The organism is uncultured Umboniibacter sp., assembly GCF_947497555.1.
In the GTDB taxonomy this organism is placed as follows: domain Bacteria; phylum Pseudomonadota; class Gammaproteobacteria; order Pseudomonadales; family DSM-25080; genus Umboniibacter.
Window position 1 is genome coordinate 18,473 of record NZ_CANMGY010000013.1, and the last position, 13,992, is coordinate 32,464.

Here is a 13,992-nt window from a genome sequence, read left to right on the forward strand (position 1 = left end):
AAATTCCTTTTAAACTTGCTCAGCGGACTTCGGTGAAATCTTATGTAGCCAGAGATACGCGATACCAATGAATAAAGGCACTAGCGCGATAATTAACGAGTCAAACTTCCAGTTAAATAGCTGATAAATCAAGATTCCTGCACCAATTGCCGTGAGTATCGCGCCTCGACGAAGGTCGCGATCCACTGCCCGAGCAGACTTCGTTGCTGCAGGTGTATCTGACAGGAGTCCCTTTATCTCTTCGAGGCGCTCATTATCTAGGGTCGGGTTCTTAGCAACAATATCGCCAATAGTATGAGTCACTTCACGACGGCGACGGAACCGGAAGTAGCTAACCAACGCTACGATGAATACTGGCATACCGAAAACCGAAATAATTGCAGTGATGGGAATTAACACCTCTGTCCAGAAGTATTCTTCCGATTTTTGCTGCTCTCTCACCACAAGCCAAGAATGAAATTGTTCTGGATCCAATGATTCTGCTTCGGTACCGGCTAGCTCGAGTTCCCGCATCGCCATCTCAATCTCAGTCTCAAACTCACGTGTTTTCAGTTCTCGAGTTAAGCTCTCACCCTCTTCGATTCGAGTACGTAGCTCATCAACGCGCTCTCGAATCACCTCACTACGAGAAATCTCGATTTCTTCGCCATCTTCGTTAACCATGACGACACGCTCGGAACCTTCATGATCACTGACGGTGAAGCTAATAGCGCGCTTCCCTTCGCCACTGCCATCATCAATGATAAACTCAACAGTCGGCGCGCGCTCTTCAATCACTTCAAGCTCGAGTTCTGACTCTGCATCGAACTCCGTTTCAGCTTCCGATTCCTTACTCTGCTTTCCTTCAACAATTTCATCGGTTACAAACGTGATTGAAATCGGCGCCTTAGCCATTGCTGGAAAGCTCACCGCTCCCGCCAAACCGGCGATTGCAAGATGCTTCAATAGTGCGTTGGTCATAGTAAAGTTCTCTTTCGTATTTGAGTTATTAATATTGACGCTCTAGGTCACGTTTTGGATGCAAGAAACTGTAATATTTATTTTTTGGCCCGTAGGGCAGCGATCCACTGTTCTGGAAAGCGCAATTCGCCCTTTTCATCCAACTCAGGGTAAGCAATCTTCTTTTCCCTACAGTAGCGCATTAATCGGGGCTGAGTCACTTCGAATAGCAACTTCTCTGCCTCACTTTGCCCCATTTGTCTTACCCCATAGGAATCTGTGTGCTCCCGTTGGCGCATTGCCTCATAGAGTATTAACGCTGCCGCGACTGAAACATTGAGAGATTCCACCGCCCCAATCATTGGGATTGTTATAACATGATCACACAGAGCAAGCGCTTCGTCGCTCACCCCAAACTTCTCGTTACCCATGACAATTGCGGTCGGTCTGGTGTAGTCAATCGCTTTGAAATCAACTGACTGTTCGCTTAGATGTGCTGCGATGATTTGAAAGCCCTGCTCCCGAAGCGGAGCGATAGCCTCGGAAGAAGTCTCGTGGGTGACGACATCTACCCACTTGTGGCTACCCGCCGCAGTGCCGCGGAAGGTTTTTGCGCTGCGGTGATCAAAGACACGATGTATTCGGGCAACACCCACTGCATCACAGGTACGAAGAATAGCGGACAGATTCTGCTGCTTGTGGATTCCATCATTCACAAGCGTTAAATCAAGCTGTCGATGGTCGATTAAACGATTGAAGAATGCAAAACGTTCGGGAGTCATGAAAATTAGTTCATTAAGTCATAGGTTCATTAGCTATTAGATTGGATGATTCATAGCTTCATAAGCTGGGTGAAGTTCTCCGCTGTCTGTTCTGCCAGTGCCTCGACGGAGATACCGCGTAGCTCCGCAATATATTCGGCAACATCTCGAACATAACCAGGTAGATTAGGCTTGCCTCGGTTAGGAGCAGGAGTCAGCCACGGCGCATCGGTTTCAATCAACAATCTATCCAACGGTATTTTTCGCGTTACCTCTCGGAGCTCAGAAGCTGACCCGAAGGTAACAATTCCAGAGATTGAAATGTGGTAGCCGAAGTCTAACGCTGCTTTTGCCATTTCCCAACGCTCGGTAAAACAATGCAAAATGCCACCCGCTGTTGGGCAACCGTGTTCATTAATGAGCGCCAGCGTATCGTCTTCAGCAGCGCGAGTATGAATAACGACGGGCTTTTGTAGTGCCTTCGATTGCCGTAGATGCCAACTGAAGCTATCACGTTGACTTGCGAGCTGCTCCGGCTCCTTCTGATAGTGATAATCCAAACCCGTTTCGCCGATCGCGACCACCTTATCGTGAGCTAACCAAGCTAATAGCTGTTCACGATTGTTATCCTCTGAAACGGATAAGGGATGAATACCTACCGAGGCCCAGACCGATTGCTCACGCTCTGCGATGTGGAGGACTTCGGGCATCGTTTCTTCATCTACGCCAATACACATCATTCCCGTAACGCCTCGAGAACGAGCATCAGAGATAGCCTCTGAAGCACTGATGTGCAGACGATTTAAGTGGCAGTGTGAATCTATTAATCTCATTTTATAGCGTATGCGTTGGCCGTGCCGACGACAATGTTCCCGTCAATAGCTGTTCGATATGTTGCTTAACATTCTGGTCATCTTCGAGAAACTGAAACCCTGCACCCGCGGGCTTTCCCGTTTGTGCCCCTCTAGGGGTTAGCCAAACTACTTTACCGGTCACACCGAACTTCTGTGGATCATCTAGAAAACTTAAGGCTAGAAAGACTTCATCACCCATATTGAATTGACGATGAGTGGCTATGAAAACCGCCCCATCCTCTACAAATGGCATATAGGCCGCGTATAGCGAGGCGCCATCTTGGAATTTGTGATTTAGGAAACCACCCGATCCTGCATTACTCATTCACTTAACCTTTTTATTGAAACATCTTCTTCCAAATGAAAATCGAACTTACGACTGATCCGATACCAGTCCATTAATAGCGTTTCGAGTGTCAGCTGAGCGTTGGGATTCGCTCCGGATAGTAAACGATCATAGAGCGTGTTTAATCGCGCTAGAAAAGTAAACCAATCATGACTCGGTGTATCGATATGCCGTATTGCCTCTTGAACATACCCGATCCACCAATAAATACAATCATCCATCTTGGTAGACGAGAACTTCTTCGCAGCGCGAAGCACATCAATAGTTTGTTTCTCTGCTAGGGCTAACAACCAACTCTTTCTATCCAAATAGTCTTCAGATTCCAAGAGTTCGGCAACTTGTACCGGTGCGCGCAGTGCACGCTTTGCGAAAAGTTTTGGAAGATCCTCAATTCCCCGAGCCGCTAAAAACTCGACAGCCTGAGCTTTTGAAGGAAGATCGAGCTGCTGCAACTGCGTCCGACTGCGAATGGTGGGTAACAATCTACCCGGGTTGGTCGTGTGCAAAAGAATATAACAGCTACCCTGAGGTTCCTCTAAGGTCTTCAAAAGTGCGTTGGATGAACTTAAGTTCATGCGTTCAGAATCTTTAATAAGAATCACTTTGGTACCGCACTGTGAGGTCTTCACCACAAAATCAACTATCGTTTGAATCTGGGCAACCTTAATCACAGCAGACTTTTCCTCAGTCTGAACTGCCTTAAAATCCGGATGACTGCCCGCTGCAAACCAATTACAGCTCTGGCACTGACATTGCTGGTCCCATTGTTCTCTTTGACAAAGTAGCGCTTGTGCGACCGTATCCGCCCAAAGTTCACTGCCAATACCCGCTGGACTTGCCAGTAGTAGTGCATGGGCAAGACTCCCGTCGCTCCCACGACGTTTAATATCGTCAACAGAGGAGGCTATCCACGGGCAGTGAGCTAGCGAATCCTTCATATTGATACCGAGCCTAAAATCCGAGTCAGCCCTGCGGCAATTTGTTGCTGAACTTGTTCAAGTGTGACCGCTGCATCGACAATTAGAAAGCGCTCTGGGTTAGTCTCGGCTCGGTCCAAGTAGCCGCGTCGAACCCTATCAAAGAACTCAATATTCTCCTGTTCAATGCGATCAGTCTCACCTCGATTTTGAGCTCGAGCCATACCTACACGCGGATCCAAGTCTAACAGTACAACAAGATCAGGGCGCAAATCACCCTGTACCGACTGCTCTAACTCAACGATAAATTCCGTGCCCAAACCGCGTGCCACGCCTTGATAGGCATATGTAGCGTCGGTAAAACGATCGCATAGAACCCACGCGCCTCTCGCAAGGGCAGGCCGAATAACGTGTTCAATATGTTGGGCTCGAGCGGCAAACATTAATAGCAACTCTGTAGCAGAACTCATCACTTCTGAACGCTTGGTAAGTAATAGAGAGCGAATCTCTTCAGCAAGCGGTGTGCCTCCCGGCTCACGAGTCTCGACAACTTCGAGGCCTCGGGCTCGGAGAAAATCCGCAATAAAGCGATGATTAGAGGACTTTCCTACTCCTTCCCCGCCTTCGATGGTAATAAACTGTCCGCTACTCACTGTTAACGTCCCTTGAGCTGATATTCACGTACCGCTTTATTATGTTCCTCAAGCGTACGACTAAAGTAATGGCTACCGTCGCCCTTCGCAACGAAATATAAATAATCACCGTCGCCAGGGTTAACCGCAGCGATGACGGCTTCTCTGCTAGGACTTGCGATAGGTGTTGGTGGTAGGCCTCGAATGACGTAGGTGTTCCAAGGCGTAGCTTCACGTAGATCGCGCCGACGAATATCGCCATCGAAACGGTCTCCCATGCCATAAATCACCGTAGGGTCAGTTTGTAATCGCATCCCCAAATTCAGACGGGAAGTGAACACGGCAGAGATTTCGGGTCGCTCTGCTGCAACGCCGGTCTCCTTTTCAATAATCGATGCCAAAATCAAAGCTTCGTACGCGGTCGTTACCGCGGCCCGATCGCTCCGATTTTCCCATGCGTCGCTGAGCCATTGATTCATAAGACTCTTTGCTCGCCGTAACACGCTCAAGACACTATCGCCTCGATGGTAGTAATAGGTCGAAGGTGCCAGCCAGCCTTCAGCTGACGCCGTATCGATATTTAACTGCTGAGCTAATTCAGTTGGTGAACCACCAGTAATATCATCGATAAGCGTATCCTGACTCTGCAACAGAACCATGATCTCTCTAATACTCATGCCTTCGATAATAGTGATCTGATAGCGCTTAACATCACCGATAGCCAATCGGCTCCAAATCTGCTCAGCGCTCTCACCTGCGTTCAGTTGATACTCGCCTGACTGAACTGAATCAATGCCTTTAAAGTTAATCCAGCGCTGGAACCAAATAGATTCTGGAATTAACCCCATGGTCGACAAATCACTCAAGATAGCGCGCTGAGATCGACCCGCGGCTATATTGTAAACTCGATCTTCGGCCAACGTATTATCGGCCCACTGTGATTGCCAATGACTATCTACAACCAAGGCAGATACCATCACGAGCAGTGAGGATAATACGAATCCAAGCAGAATCTTCTTAGTCATTATTAAATCCAAGTTCTCTCGTGAGTGATTGTAAGTCATAGCGATTATTGCTTTGATAGCGGTACTCGTCAATCTGCGCCACGGGAATACATCCCATCAATGCATTGCTTAGGTAAGCACTGTGAAAGCTCCCGAGTTCCTGCTGGTTCACAGGTCTTATCGATAGCGGCCAATCTTTCGCCTTCGCTAAGTCAATGACTACCGAGCGCATCACACCAGATACACCATATTCTTTCAGGCATGGGGTGACAATACCCTCGCTGCCGAGGAAGAACACGTTACTGCGGGTAGTTTCTATTACATTACCCTCCGCATTCAGCAATAGTCCATCGGCCAGGTGTTGGTGCTGAGCGAGCTTATCTAATTCACTGGCTGCTGCGCTGTAATCCGCCGCGCTAACCATCTTCAAGCCACTTGAGAATGTGCGCGGGGAAAGACGAGTCGTCAAGCTTACTAACTTCACCAAACCGGGCGCGTTAGTTAGATCCGTTCCACCCCAGGCAAGCAGCTGACACTGGGCAGTATTATTCCGAGCTCCATATCCTCTACCCGCTGAGCATGGAGACCACTGCAAGCGCAGCCATCGAAGCGATGATAAATCGATTGATTGAAGAAAACCTTCGGCGGATTCAATGCTTATGGCTATGCCAAGTTGAGCCGCAGCCCGTCTTACCCGCCGCCAATGCGCTGCGAGCAGCGGAATACTGCCATCAACTATTCGCAGTGTTTCGAACACCCCCTCTCCGTACATCAGTGAACGGTTATCATAGGGAATCGCCCCGTTCTCAACCCCATCTATCCAAAATTTAGTCACCCAGATACCGCGTAAAGAGAAGAGAACCGTTTGTTCCGCCAAAGCCAAATGAATTAGAGAGCGCTGAATTAATGACGCGCTCCTGGCTGATATGCGGCACAAAATTGAGGTCGCAACCCTCATCTGGATTGTCCAAATTAATGGTGGGAGGTGCAACTTGATCCCGAATTGCCAATACGCTGAAGATGGCCTCCACGGCACCAGCCGCCCCTAAGAGGTGGCCGATCATCGATTTAGTAGAGCTCACTGCGACATGAGGAGCTTGGTTACCAAGCACTGACTTAACCGCTAAACACTCGGCAACATCACCTGCCGGCGTAGAAGTTCCATGAGCGTTGATGTAGTGAAGTTCATCGGTATTCAATCGGCCGTTGTTAAGTGCCATTCTCATTGACTGAGCGGCGCCAGCGCCATCGCTTGGTGGCGACGTAATATGAAATGCATCGTCGCTCATACCAAAACCGGAAAGTTCAGCATAGATGTTAGCGCCACGGGACTTCGCGTGCTCTAACTCCTCTAAAATCAACATCCCAGCACCGTCAGAAAGGACAAAGCCATCGCGATCACGATCCCAAGGCCGACTAGCAGCCTGAGGATTATCGTTGCGCGTAGATAGCGCTCTTGCAGCGGCAAAACCGCCTAGCCCGACTTCGGTGGTAGCCATTTCACCGCCACCGGCAATCATTACATCCGCATCACCATACTCAATCATCCGTGCGGCAAAGCCGATATTATGGGTACCCGTTGTACAGGCTGTTGTGATCGCTATATTGGGCCCCTTTAAACCATATTGAATTGCTACATTACCGGCGATCATATTAATAATAGATCCCGGGACGAAGAACGGGCTCATTCTACGTGGACCTTTAGCATCAATTATTTGACGCGCCGATTCAATATAACCAATGCCACCAATGCCGGAGCCTATTGCAGCCCCGCAGCGTTCACTATTTTCAGTCTCGAAGTCTAATCCCGAATCATTCACTGCTTGAACGGCTGCCGCAATACCATATTGCATGAAGATATCCATCTTTCGAGCGTCCTTGGGCGAAAGATAGGGTGACACATCGAAATCTTTAATCGAACCACCGAAATGGGTGGTAAAGGGATTCGTGTCGAACTGAGTAAGCGGTGCAATGCCGCTTTTTCCAGCCAGCAGGTTTGCCCAAGTAGTGGCGATATCATTACCGAGAGGGGTTAAGCCCCCTACTCCAGTTACTACTACACGTCGCTTCGACATGATTACTCCAAAAACTGTAAATTATTACCTAATTTAGCATAAAAAAAAGCCGCAACTAGGAAACTAGCGCGGCTTCTTTTTCTACAGAGACGATATTAGTCGTCTAGGTTTGTGTTGATGTAATCAACTGCCAACTTAACTGTAGTGATTTTTTCTGCTTCGTCATCTGGGATTTCAGTATCGAACTCTTCTTCAAGAGCCATTACCAACTCAACAGTGTCTAGTGAATCTGCGCCGAGGTCTTCAACAAAAGATGCGTCCAGTGTGACTTCATCTTCTTTAACGTTAAGTTGCTCTGCTACGATTTTTACAACGCGATCTACGATGCTGCTCATAATATCCATCTTCTCCGATAGAGGTTAATGTTGCACGATATTTACGTGCTTATAAAATATAGGTCGAGATATTACCTGTGATTGTGGACAGATTCCAGTGAAAAACCCCAAAAAATGTGACTACAAACACCCTACATGTACATGCCGCCGTTGACATGAATGGTTTCGCCAGTGATGTAAGCCGCCGCATCGCTCGCCAAAAACGCCACCACCGCAGCAATTTCTTCGGGTTGACCTAGACGCCCGGCAGGAACATTAGACAACATCATAGCCTTATGTTCCTCGGTGAGTTCGTCAGTCATATCCGTCTGAATAAAACCTGGCGCCACGGTATTGGCAGTAACGCCACGCGAACCGAGCTCCTTAGCGACTGAGCGCGAAAAACCCTCAACCCCCGCTTTCGTGGCACAATAGTTAGCTTGACCAACGTTACCCATCTGTCCCACGACCGAACCAATATTAATGATGCGCCCCCAGCGCGCCTTAGTCATACCGCGCAGACAGGCTTTAGTAACCCGATAGACCGAAGACAAGTTGGTATTGATTACATCGTTCCACTCATCTTCTTTCATGCGCAACATAATGTTGTCTTTGGTAATGCCAGCATTGTTAACTAACACCGTTGGCGCACCAAAATCAGCGGTAATTTGTTTGATCGTCGAATCAATTTGCTCAGGGCTTGTTACATTAAGCATCATGCCACAACCAGTAACGCCTTCACTTGCAAACCGGGCACTAATAGCCTCCGCACCTGATTCTGAGGTTGCAGTACCGATGACAGTAAAACCTGCTTCACCAAGCGCTGTTGCAATGGCTTTGCCAATTCCTCTGCTAGCGCCGGTAACCAGCGCGACTTTATTCTCTGACATATTAATTTACCAATCCTAGTGCTTTTTCCAAGCCAGCTAAATCCTCGAGCGATGCAACTTGCAAGCTACGAGATACCTTTTTATTGAGACCACAAAGAACCTTACCAGTTCCACACTCAATCGTTATTTCTATACCAGCGTTAATCATAAACTCTACCGATTGAGTCCACTTAACCGCCGAGTAGACCTGCTCAATCATCAATTGCTTGATGGCCTCGGCCGACGATTCAGTCTCCGCGGTAACGTTGTGAACGACAGGAATACTCGGAGCGCGGAAGCTGATTGCTGAAATATCTAGCGCGAGCGCGTCCGCCGCCGGTTTCATCATAGGAGTGTGAAATGGAGCACTCACTGCCAACGGTATCGCTCGTTTAGCGCCTGCGTTCTTTGCCCCCTCTACAGCAGCCTCTACCGCAGAGGCTGAACCTGCGATAACTACCTGACCGGGACAGTTAAAGTTCACTGCATGTGCGCCAGCTTCGGCACAAACCGCTATCACCTGTTCGTCACTTAGGCCGAGAATTGCTGCCATGCCGCCTTCACCCGCTGGAACGGCTTCTTGCATAAGCTCACCACGACGCTGAACCAACTTTACCGCGTCCGCAAAGTCAACAACATCAGCGGCAACTAGCGCCGACCACTCTCCTAAACTGTGACCAGCCACGTAAGCTGGAACCGTTGAACTTTGCTGTTGCCAGACTCGAAATGCTGCAATCGAAGCCGTTAGTAATAAAGGCTGGGTCACTGCAGTTTGATTAATGGCATCTTGATCACCCTGCTGGCAAAGTGTCCAAAGGTCGTAGCCTAGGATGGCACTCGCCTCAGCGAAGGTTTCATTAACTGTACTATATTGCTCTGCTAACTCTGCTAGCATACCAATTTTCTGAGAGCCCTGCCCTGGAAAGACAAAAGCTAATGCTGCGTTATTCATGGGTTATTAAAACCTCTATAGTTTCATACTTTATTAGCATCACTTGGCTGCAGATTAATCTGCAACTCAATTTGCTGGGGTAATTTTGCGTTAACCTCCCGGATAGCGCAATCAATTGCCGCGTAAAAGGCTTCTACATTTGCGGAACCGTGACTTTTCACCACGACTTTCGATAGGCCAAGTAAGCTCGCGCCATTATAACGCCTTGGATTCAACCAATTAACAACCTTACGAAGTAGTAATTTAGTGAGCGGTGTAAACAGTCGGCGCCAGCCTCTAGAAACCGACATACTCACTCTATCGCGAAGATGAAGCGCCAAGCCTTCCGTTGTTTTCAGTGCCACATTACCCACAAAACCATCACAAACGATGACATCAACAGACGAATCGAATAATTGGTGCCCCTCAATGAAACCATCGAAGCAAATCGCTGTATTGGCGTTAATTTTATCTGCTGCACCACGAACTACTGAATTCCCTTTAGATTCTTCGCTACCAACATTAAGCAACGCCACTCGAGGAGCCTCGACACTGCCTACCCCTCGCGCCAAGGCGTCGCCCATTACAGCGAATTCGTGCAGTTGATCCGCAGTAACGGTAAGGTTAGCACCACAATCTAGCAAAAAGAAACAGCCATCTCTGCGCGGAAGCTGTGCGCAGATTGCAGGGCGTTTAATCCCTTCAATACAGCCAATCAATTTGCAACTTAATGCCACTAAGGCAGCGGTATTTCCGGCACTGACGGCGCCATCAGCTGCACCATTTGAAACTTGTTCAAGGGCGACACGCATCGAGCTATCTTGAGCGCCACGAAGTGCTTCGCCAATTGACGCATTTTGGGTAATGGTATTCGTTGCAGCGACAATTCGAAAACGATGTTGATAAAGCGAGCTGGTATAGGCTTGAATAGCCTGAGGATCACCCACGAGGTCGAGGGCTAGGAAAGGAAAACGTTCCAGGGCTGTCATACAAGCTGGAACAGATGTGCGGGGACCGAAATCCCCGCTCATCACATCAATCGCTAAGCGCATTAACTAACAGCTTATTCGCCGTCAGTGTCTACAACTTTACGACCACGGTAGAAACCGTCAGCTGATACGTGATGACGAAGGTGCTTCTCGCCAGTTACTGAATCAACTGATAATGCATTACCTGTTAGTGCATCATGTGAACGACGCATACCGCGACGTGAACGTGTTTTCTTACTCTTCTGAACAGCCATTGGTCATAGCTCCAAAAATCGTTGTGACTTCAATTCTAACGAAATTTAAGAATCACTTCTTTAACTTCGCCAAAACACTAAATGGGTTTTCAACATCAAGCTCAACACTTGCGTCGGCCTTCCCGGGGCCAAGTTCAAACGACGCACTACCTTGGCAGTGCTCGACGTCATGCTGACTCACTTGCGGAAGCACTAGTAGGATCTCATCAGAGAGAACCTCCCAAATACTTACCGCATCGTCGTCGAGCACTACTGGCTCGACATGTCGTGGGACGATTTTCGCAATTTCATCATCGCGAACGAGCATGACCTCGCAATCTACCTCAATCGGGTAACGATAACCCTCAAGACATCGCTGACATTCTATCGTTAGCTCAGAACGCATTTCAAGATGTAACCAGCGGTGACGGGCTTCATTACGTCGGAACGTTGCCGTTACCGGAAGTAAATCACCCGCTTCGCGAGTCATCGTATCGAGGCGCTCTAATTTTGCCACGGGGACAAAACCTTCTAAACAAACATCATGATCAGCCATCTTTCGACCATCAACATGGTCGGGTAGCTGTCGGTTCAATTGTTCCTCTGACATAGGCGCGGCATTCTATTGATAGTCAACGAACAAGTCAAAGGGAAATCTACTTGACGACTAAGGTAAACCCCTTAATATCCCTTCAACCACTTAAATTTAACGGTAACCCTATTATGACATACAAACTTACGCTTGCATCGACTTCTTTCAGTCGCAAGGCACTATTAAGTCAAATTGGCGTAACGTTTAGCTGCGAGAGTCCACGAACTGACGAAACTGTAATCGCTAATGAACCCCCCGCAAATAGAGCGTCCAGACTCGCAACACTCAAAGCGACGTCTATTCCCTCGGCAGAAGAAGACCACTGGATTCTCGGCAGCGATCAAGTTGCAACCTGCGAAGGTGAATTGCTACGCAAACCTCATACCAAAGAAAAGGCCCTTCAACAACTTTTGGCCAGTCGCGGCAAATGGGTAACTTTTCACACCGCTTTCACGCTATGTAGTAATGGTAAAGTCGTAGAACATTTAAGCGAATCTCGCGTTAGATTTCGCGCTGACAGCTCAGACTCAGAGCTTCGCCGCTACATTCAACTTGATGAACCGCTATTATGCGCAGGAAGTTTTAAAACTGAATCGCTAGGACCTCTAATATTCGAGGAAATTGAAGCAAGCGACCCTACCGCAATTCAGGGACTTCCTCTCATCGCGTTAGCAAGAGCTCTGCGCGCAATTGGGATCAACCCACTGACTAATTAGACTAACACGCTGAATCAAAGCTTTTAGTTGCGTTGAAGTGCTGCCTTAGCAGTTGACTAAGCTCATCATAACTATTCACCACACTTCGAGCACCTGCCGCCAAGAGTTGCTCACGTGATCCAACACCCCAGGTTACACCTATCGTGTATGCCCCGGCCGCGACGCCCATGCCAACATCGAGCACGCTATCGCCTATCATTACCACGTCACCGTCCTCAAGCTCGGAGCGCAACTGCAGTAACATCTCCGGCGACGGCTTTGAAGGCGCATCCGACGAAGTTTTTGTTGCCACGAATCTATTGCCATAACCTAGACTTTCTAGCGCAAAATCGAGCCCTTCGCGACTCTTACCGGTCGCGACCGCTAATTGAACTCCCGCAATCTTAGCTATCTCCGCCAAGTGTTGGGCAGCCCCATCATACAAACGTGTTGCGCTATCAAGACCGAAGCACCGTCGATAGCCCTCCGCGTAGCGCTCTCGCGAAGCAACTGATTCCGCTGGATATAAAGCTTCGCACGCAGCGGGCAAGTTCATCCCAATAATAGATCGATACACAGTAGACTCTAGGCGCGGTAAGTTGCAGACATCGGAAGCATCAGTCAGAGCCTGAACAATGGCATCAAGACTATCACTTAAGGTGCCATCCCAATCGTAAACAACAATCATTATGAGGCGCTTCTTAAATTCGCCACAACGCCATTGAGACGCTCATCAAGGGGTGCTTCGAATATTTTCTGCTCACCATCAGGTAAAGTAATAACTAAACGCCAGGCATGCAGGAACAAACGATTAAGCCCCTTGGTCTTCATAAACTTAGCAAACTCATCACTGCCGTACTTAGGGTCACAGGCAATGGCGTGTCCTGCATATTGAGTATGTACACGGATTTGGTGTGTCCTACCGGTAACGGGCTTAGCTTCAATTAAGCTTGCACCAGCCAAACTCTCAATGAGTTGAAACTTTGTCAACGAGGCCTTACCTGACGGGCTCACGCGAACCATGCGTTCTCCCGACTGAAGATTATTCTTTTCGAGTGGCGCATCAACCTTAAGCTTTCGCTTCGACCACTGCCCTTCAACCAAGGCTAGATAGCGCTTATCGACGCCATCCTGCTGAAGCTGTTTATGAAGCCAAACCAACATAGAGCGCTTCTTAGCAACCATTATCAATCCGCTAGTATCTCTATCTAGACGATGAACCAACTCTAGGAACTTTTGCTCAGGTCGAAGTTGTCGCAGCGCCTCAATCAAACCCAGTGAGATACCCGAGCCCCCGTGAACAGCTATCCCCGAGGGCTTATTAACCACCATCAATGTGTCGCTCTCAAAGATAATAGCGCTCTCAATAGCGGCAAGGAGGCCCGAACTTGCAACCGCCTCAACCTTCTCACTTAAACGAATAGGGGGAATGCGCACTAAATCGTCACTCGCAAGACGATACTCAGGCTTAACTCGCTTTTTATTCACGCGAACTTCACCCTTGCGAAGAATCCGATAGATTCGACTCTTAGGCACACCTTTAAGAACGGCAATAAGGAAGTTATCGAGGCGCTGTCCCGCCCGATTTTCATCAATGGTGACAAATTGAACAGTGTCACTAATTACTTTATCAGTCATACGGCTAGTTTATCAGATAGATAAGGAACACGTTCAACTTAAGTTCTTAGCCAACGATGCCATCCACCGCACTTCCAAATGACTGAATTAGATGTTATAGTCGCGAGTCGCTGAAATATGCGCCCCGTAATAATCAACCTCAAAGACAGGTGGGATAACGGGAATACACTTTGAGGTGGTAGCTAGATCCCTTAACGGTTTTT

The 13,992-nt window shown here is 48.3% G+C and carries 18 protein-coding genes; 1 reads left to right on the forward strand and 17 read right to left on the reverse strand.

The features are described from left to right. Positions 1 to 9: 9 nt before the first annotated feature. The 15 genes from Q0698_RS12275 to Q0698_RS12345 form a co-directional block, all read right to left on the reverse strand. The gene (locus tag Q0698_RS12275) at positions 10 to 960 is read right to left on the reverse strand and encodes a DUF6249 domain-containing protein (protein WP_298636964.1); all 951 of its coding nucleotides are present in this window, start codon (positions 958 to 960) and stop codon (positions 10 to 12) included. 77 nt (positions 961 to 1,037) lie between these two features. Further along, positions 1,038 to 1,721, reverse strand: coding sequence for a tRNA (guanosine(18)-2'-O)-methyltransferase TrmH (gene trmH, locus Q0698_RS12280; RefSeq protein ID WP_298636965.1), 684 nt, complete (start codon positions 1,719 to 1,721; stop codon positions 1,038 to 1,040). A 50-nt stretch (positions 1,722 to 1,771) separates the two neighbouring features. Beyond that, positions 1,772 to 2,533 carry a TatD family hydrolase gene (locus tag Q0698_RS12285; protein WP_298636967.1) on the reverse strand — a complete coding sequence of 254 codons (762 nt, stop codon included), beginning with the start codon at positions 2,531 to 2,533 and terminating at the stop codon, positions 1,772 to 1,774. Position 2,534: 1 nt separating this feature from the next. After that, positions 2,535 to 2,879, reverse strand: coding sequence for a PilZ domain-containing protein (locus Q0698_RS12290; RefSeq protein WP_298636968.1), 345 nt, complete (start codon positions 2,877 to 2,879; stop codon positions 2,535 to 2,537). After that, positions 2,876 to 3,838 (reverse strand): hypothetical protein, encoded by a 963-nt coding sequence (locus Q0698_RS12295; protein ID WP_298636969.1) that lies wholly within the window; start codon positions 3,836 to 3,838, stop codon positions 2,876 to 2,878. Before Q0698_RS12295 ends, Q0698_RS12290 begins: the two co-directional genes overlap by 4 nt. After that, entirely contained in the window at positions 3,835 to 4,470 is a 636-nt protein-coding gene (gene tmk, locus Q0698_RS12300; protein WP_298636970.1) for a dTMP kinase, read from the reverse strand. Before tmk ends, Q0698_RS12295 begins: the two co-directional genes overlap by 4 nt. Before the next feature lie 2 nt (positions 4,471 to 4,472). Then, complete coding sequence (gene mltG / locus Q0698_RS12305; RefSeq protein ID WP_298636972.1) at positions 4,473 to 5,474, reverse strand: endolytic transglycosylase MltG; 1,002 nt, start codon at positions 5,472 to 5,474, stop codon at positions 4,473 to 4,475. Then, on the reverse strand, positions 5,467 to 6,288 hold the full coding sequence (locus tag Q0698_RS12310; protein WP_298636974.1) for an aminotransferase class IV: 822 nt from the start codon (positions 6,286 to 6,288) through the stop codon (positions 5,467 to 5,469). Before Q0698_RS12310 ends, mltG begins: the two co-directional genes overlap by 8 nt. Next, positions 6,281 to 7,528, reverse strand: a complete 1,248-nt coding sequence (fabF, locus tag Q0698_RS12315; protein WP_298636975.1) for a beta-ketoacyl-ACP synthase II — start codon at positions 7,526 to 7,528, stop codon at positions 6,281 to 6,283. The genes Q0698_RS12310 and fabF overlap by 8 nt, the downstream gene beginning before the upstream one ends. Positions 7,529 to 7,623: 95 nt before the next feature. Continuing rightward, entirely contained in the window at positions 7,624 to 7,863 is a 240-nt protein-coding gene (gene acpP, locus Q0698_RS12320; RefSeq protein ID WP_298636976.1) for an acyl carrier protein, read from the reverse strand. A gap of 131 nt (positions 7,864 to 7,994) precedes the next feature. Beyond that, positions 7,995 to 8,732, reverse strand: coding sequence for a 3-oxoacyl-ACP reductase FabG (fabG, locus tag Q0698_RS12325; RefSeq protein WP_298636977.1), 738 nt, complete (start codon positions 8,730 to 8,732; stop codon positions 7,995 to 7,997). Between the two features lies 1 nt (position 8,733). Further along, a complete protein-coding gene (gene fabD, locus Q0698_RS12330; RefSeq protein ID WP_298636978.1) occupies positions 8,734 to 9,663 on the reverse strand; it encodes an ACP S-malonyltransferase in 930 nt (309 codons plus the stop codon). Positions 9,664 to 9,686: 23 nt separating this feature from the next. Then, positions 9,687 to 10,694 carry a phosphate acyltransferase PlsX gene (gene plsX / locus Q0698_RS12335; RefSeq protein ID WP_298636979.1) on the reverse strand — a complete coding sequence of 336 codons (1,008 nt, stop codon included), beginning with the start codon at positions 10,692 to 10,694 and terminating at the stop codon, positions 9,687 to 9,689. A gap of 11 nt (positions 10,695 to 10,705) precedes the next feature. Next, the gene (gene rpmF, locus Q0698_RS12340) at positions 10,706 to 10,885 is read right to left on the reverse strand and encodes a 50S ribosomal protein L32 (RefSeq protein WP_121876247.1); all 180 of its coding nucleotides are present in this window, start codon (positions 10,883 to 10,885) and stop codon (positions 10,706 to 10,708) included. A gap of 52 nt (positions 10,886 to 10,937) precedes the next feature. Next, positions 10,938 to 11,474, reverse strand: coding sequence for a YceD family protein (locus Q0698_RS12345; RefSeq protein WP_298636981.1), 537 nt, complete (start codon positions 11,472 to 11,474; stop codon positions 10,938 to 10,940). Positions 11,475 to 11,587: 113 nt separating this feature from the next. Here Q0698_RS12345 and Q0698_RS12350 point away from each other — a divergent pair, with 113 nt between their 5' ends. Next, positions 11,588 to 12,172: a nucleoside triphosphate pyrophosphatase gene (locus Q0698_RS12350; protein ID WP_298636982.1), complete on the forward strand. Its 585-nt coding sequence runs from the start codon at positions 11,588 to 11,590 to the stop codon at positions 12,170 to 12,172. Position 12,173: 1 nt separating this feature from the next. Here the strand turns inward: Q0698_RS12350 and Q0698_RS12355 are convergent, their stop codons facing one another. After that, a complete protein-coding gene (locus tag Q0698_RS12355; protein ID WP_298636983.1) occupies positions 12,174 to 12,839 on the reverse strand; it encodes an HAD-IA family hydrolase in 666 nt (221 codons plus the stop codon). Then, positions 12,839 to 13,789 carry a 23S rRNA pseudouridine(955/2504/2580) synthase RluC gene (gene rluC / locus Q0698_RS12360; RefSeq protein WP_298636984.1) on the reverse strand — a complete coding sequence of 317 codons (951 nt, stop codon included), beginning with the start codon at positions 13,787 to 13,789 and terminating at the stop codon, positions 12,839 to 12,841. Before rluC ends, Q0698_RS12355 begins: the two co-directional genes overlap by 1 nt. Positions 13,790 to 13,992 lie beyond the last annotated feature (203 nt).

Coding starts and splice junctions, on each gene's coding strand:
- trmH (WP_298636965.1), bottom strand. CDS start 1,721: ATGACTCCCGAACGTTTTGCATTCTTCAATCGTTTAATCGACCATCGA.
- Q0698_RS12295 (WP_298636969.1), bottom strand. CDS start 3,838: ATGAAGGATTCGCTAGCTCACTGCCCGTGGATAGCCTCCTCTGTTGAC.
- Q0698_RS12355 (WP_298636983.1), bottom strand. CDS start 12,839: ATGATTGTTGTTTACGATTGGGATGGCACCTTAAGTGATAGTCTTGAT.
- acpP (WP_298636976.1), bottom strand. CDS start 7,863: ATGAGCAGCATCGTAGATCGCGTTGTAAAAATCGTAGCAGAGCAACTT.
- fabG (WP_298636977.1), bottom strand. CDS start 8,732: ATGTCAGAGAATAAAGTCGCGCTGGTTACCGGCGCTAGCAGAGGAATT.
- rpmF (WP_121876247.1), bottom strand. CDS start 10,885: ATGGCTGTTCAGAAGAGTAAGAAAACACGTTCACGTCGCGGTATGCGT.
- Q0698_RS12350 (WP_298636982.1), top strand. CDS start 11,588: ATGACATACAAACTTACGCTTGCATCGACTTCTTTCAGTCGCAAGGCA.
- mltG (WP_298636972.1), bottom strand. CDS start 5,474: ATGACTAAGAAGATTCTGCTTGGATTCGTATTATCCTCACTGCTCGTG.
- Q0698_RS12285 (WP_298636967.1), bottom strand. CDS start 2,533: ATGAGATTAATAGATTCACACTGCCACTTAAATCGTCTGCACATCAGT.
- fabF (WP_298636975.1), bottom strand. CDS start 7,528: ATGTCGAAGCGACGTGTAGTAGTAACTGGAGTAGGGGGCTTAACCCCT.
- Q0698_RS12290 (WP_298636968.1), bottom strand. CDS start 2,879: ATGAGTAATGCAGGATCGGGTGGTTTCCTAAATCACAAATTCCAAGAT.
- Q0698_RS12275 (WP_298636964.1), bottom strand. CDS start 960: ATGACCAACGCACTATTGAAGCATCTTGCAATCGCCGGTTTGGCGGGA.
- fabD (WP_298636978.1), bottom strand. CDS start 9,663: ATGAATAACGCAGCATTAGCTTTTGTCTTTCCAGGGCAGGGCTCTCAG.
- plsX (WP_298636979.1), bottom strand. CDS start 10,694: ATGCGCTTAGCGATTGATGTGATGAGCGGGGATTTCGGTCCCCGCACA.
- Q0698_RS12345 (WP_298636981.1), bottom strand. CDS start 11,474: ATGTCAGAGGAACAATTGAACCGACAGCTACCCGACCATGTTGATGGT.
- rluC (WP_298636984.1), bottom strand. CDS start 13,789: ATGACTGATAAAGTAATTAGTGACACTGTTCAATTTGTCACCATTGAT.